Annotated in this window: 4 protein-coding genes; 2 read left to right on the top strand and 2 right to left on the bottom strand. The window is 39.3% G+C overall.

Translation table 11 applies throughout. The features are described 5' to 3' along the window. Window positions 1-151 precede the first annotated feature (151 nt). Complete coding sequence (locus JCM21738_RS21260; RefSeq protein WP_243463120.1) at window positions 152-1429, bottom strand: GGDEF domain-containing protein; 1278 nt, start codon at window positions 1427-1429, stop codon at window positions 152-154. A 252-nt stretch (window positions 1430-1681) separates the two neighbouring features. On the opposite strand from JCM21738_RS21260, the gene JCM21738_RS21255 reads away from it, so the two are divergent. Together JCM21738_RS21255 and JCM21738_RS21250 are read left to right on the top strand one after the other, a co-directional pair. Further along, window positions 1682-1948 carry a hypothetical protein gene (locus JCM21738_RS21255; protein ID WP_035210190.1) on the top strand — a complete coding sequence of 89 codons (267 nt, stop codon included), beginning with the start codon at window positions 1682-1684 and terminating at the stop codon, window positions 1946-1948. Next, window positions 1918-2556, top strand: coding sequence for an SGNH/GDSL hydrolase family protein (locus JCM21738_RS21250; protein ID WP_035210188.1), 639 nt, complete (start codon window positions 1918-1920; stop codon window positions 2554-2556). The genes JCM21738_RS21255 and JCM21738_RS21250 overlap by 31 nt, the downstream gene beginning before the upstream one ends. 65 nt (window positions 2557-2621) lie before the next feature. Here JCM21738_RS21250 and JCM21738_RS21245 read toward each other — a convergent pair whose 3' ends face one another. After that, the gene (locus tag JCM21738_RS21245; protein WP_023613456.1) at window positions 2622-2999 is read right to left on the bottom strand and encodes a VOC family protein; all 378 of its coding nucleotides are present in this window, start codon (window positions 2997-2999) and stop codon (window positions 2622-2624) included. Window positions 3000-3283 lie beyond the last annotated feature (284 nt).

Raw genomic sequence — 3283 nt, 5'->3', positions numbered from 1 at the left:
GGGTTTCAAAGCAGAAAAGCTGTCAAGAAAAGCTCGTTATTGTGACAGGTTTGCCACGCAAAGCAGAGACCCTGTTAAAATAGCATAACCTAAAGCTGCTAGTGCCCAGAAAAAAGACAGAGATTCGCTTCTCTATCTTTTTTAAATGAAATCATCCTGTTTGGCGGGAAAGCTCGTCTTTAAAGGTAACTTTGTTTTTGCCAAGGTTCTTTGATTGCAGCAAGAGCTGGTCAGCAAAGATATAACCTTTTTCCATCGAAATGTACTGGTTGACTTTAAAATAATACAATCCAAATGAAGAGGTGATTGAAACAGCATGCTTCTCGGATTGATAATCAACCTCCACTGAACTCTTCTCAACCCCAAGACGAATTTGTTCCACAAAATCAATGCTCTGGCTGAAGGATTTGTTCCTGAGGATCAATGTGAATTCTTCCCCGCCGCTTCGGAAAACATAATCATCTTCAGACAAATAGCTTTTGAGTGTATGGGCAAAATGCTGGATTACCCTGTCGCCTACAGCATGATTGTAGGAGTCATTTATAAGCTTGAATTTATCGATGTCCGCAACAACGATGCCGACTTTTTCGCCAGTATGGTTTAATTCAAACATTTTTTTATCCATGTAAGCGCGGTTCGGGATCCCGGTCAGGAAGTCCGTATAGGCCATTTGCTCGAACTTGTCCCGTTCGATTTTGTTCTGGATGCTTTGCGATTTTGATTGGAAGGAACGGCTGACAAGATAGTTCAAAATGAATAATCCAACGACCATTTCCCATCGCTGTTCCTCCAGCAAAAGCAGCAGCAAGCCATTCGTGAAGGCTGTTTTACCAAGATCCAGCCAGTTATTGCTTTCTTTGAAAAACCTGATTGCCTGCTGCAGGCTTTTGATTTCTCCCATAATGTAAAAGGCAGTGGTCAGGAAGGTATAGGAAATCACCGTGGTCATTATAGCAAGGATGCACATCAGGACAAAGAATCCAAAGGGAATATTCTCTATTAAAGGATTCCCGAGCTGGAATAGGTAATAACCAATCGAGTAGATCAGGACATGAGCGCCTATATTGTAAAATGTATCCGAAAATTCAGTTTCATCGGCAGTTTTCGAACTTTTTCTTGAAAAATAGACGGTGAAACGATAGATTGCTTCAAAAATGAACAAACCTATCGGACCTGCAAAAATGGCGAACGATAAACTATAACTAATGCCATAATCAAATTTCAGCGTTCCATTTTTCGCTGTGACCCTTAAGTGATTATAAAGGGTTGAAAATAACCAATAGATAAATAGTGCTATAAAAAAATTGTTTTTATCTATAGTGAAGGTGCCTAGTCCAAAAGCTACAGCAACAGCAGTAAAGAATAACGTGAAATCATATAACCTAGCTTTCAGCATAGGCAGAAAATCCCCTTTCCAAAACTCTACCACATAATTTTATCCTAAATATAAATCTAGTTGCAAAGTAATTTTTTGATTTATGGAAATTTTTGAACCATTTATTTTGTCTGTTGCATAACATAAAAGGCTATAATGGAATTATCGGCTGGGGAAATAACTTTTGTTTAGCTTAATATCTGTTTGATAGGGAATTTTACACAGTTTGTCGAATAATTTTATAATATATATATTCAGAATTTTTAATTAATATATAACTAAAAATCTCAAAGAGAGGGGTTTTATATGGATCTTATTTTTGGCGGGATATTAGTCCTATTATTCATAGCTGCTGTCAGTTTATCGCTGTATTATCAGCGGAAAAACCAGATTAATCATTTGCCTCACAATAATCCGAAGGCCTTTCTGGAAAAAGGGCTTCGCCAGGAAGGCAAGAAGCTTGTGGCTGTAATCGGCGGTGATGCGGTCCATGCAACATCAGCTACAATTTTGTCGATGATGCAGCCAGGAGGAAAAACTGCGTGGATTATCAATTCATTAATGCCGGTGTGAATGGAAGTACCGCTTATGATGTTCTGCAGCGTTTGGAAGGTGTCATCGCTTGCCAGCCTGAATTCATCGTGATATTAGTCGGATTGAATGATGCCGCGGCTAAAATAGCCCCAGATCTTGCAAAAAAGAACGTTAAGCTGGCTCAGCAATTGGAAAAACCGTCATTATTGGTGTATGAAAAGAATCTAGCGTTAATCGTCTCAAGGCTGAAAGCAGAAACATCCGCTAAAATCGGGTTATTATCGCTGCCGGTCGTTGGCGAGAACTTATTTTCGAAAGCAAATAAAGAAATTGACCAGTACAACGAGGTCATTAAAAAAACGGCAGAAATGACCAATGTTTCTTACCTTCCTTTTAACGAAAAACTAAAGGCATATCTAAAGGGAAAAGGACATACGAGGGGACGAACGCTGAAGACCGGCACGAAGCTTTATGAAAAAGCGATCATCGAGCATTTCGTATACGGTTACAGTCTTGACCGGATTTCTGCCCGGAATGGATATTTACTGCTGACGGACGGGGTGCATTTGAACAGTACGGCGGGGATGATGGCCGCGCATCAGATTGAATTATTCCTGAAAAAGAACGAATTGAAAGCAATCCAATGAGGGCAGCTTGTCCGATAAACCCTCAATAAAAGGATACTGCATCTGCGGCAGTATCCTTTTGGTATTTATGCAGAAACCTCGCTCATGAATGCATGAGTGTTTTCCTCTGTATCCTTGAAGAACACCATCCAGGTTTCTGTATCGCCGATTTTAGCGACTACATGCGGCTCCCCAATGAAATTGACACCACCTGAAAGAAGCTCTTCATACTTTGCCTTGATATCTGCAACCTGTAAATAGATGATTGAACTAGGATGGGCAAATTGCTCGTTTTCCGGAAGGGTCAACAGAAGACGGACGCTTTCACAGTCGAAAAACGCCATTGTATCCGTATTGAACAATAACGGCAGTCCTAATTTTTCTTGATAAAAGGCAGTGGCCCTTTCAATATTTTTTACTGGTATTAGAATCTGGCCGATTTTTTGTACTGGATTTGGCTGCATTACTTGCCTCCTAATAATGTTTTTTCAAAAACTCCTTGATATCTGTGTGGATTTTTTCAAGATGTGCTGTGGACGGAAAATGTCCCATGTCCTTCCGATTTCTTGGAAATTTGTTTCCTGGCAGGCTTAGAAGAGAAAAAGCCCATTACATCACCTCGTTCGAAATACTATAAATGTAAATTAATCTGTATATATATAGTAAAAATGCCATTAATTACATATTACGTTAGTCCTAGAAAAATATCTCGAAGAAGTTGAAACTTTTTTTTTACTTTATAACTTGA

It is taken from the genome of Mesobacillus boroniphilus JCM 21738, from assembly GCF_000517385.1.
Classification (GTDB): Bacteria; Bacillota; Bacilli; order Bacillales; family Cytobacillaceae; genus Mesobacillus; species Mesobacillus boroniphilus.
This window is presented reverse-complemented; position numbering and strand designations above follow the sequence as displayed.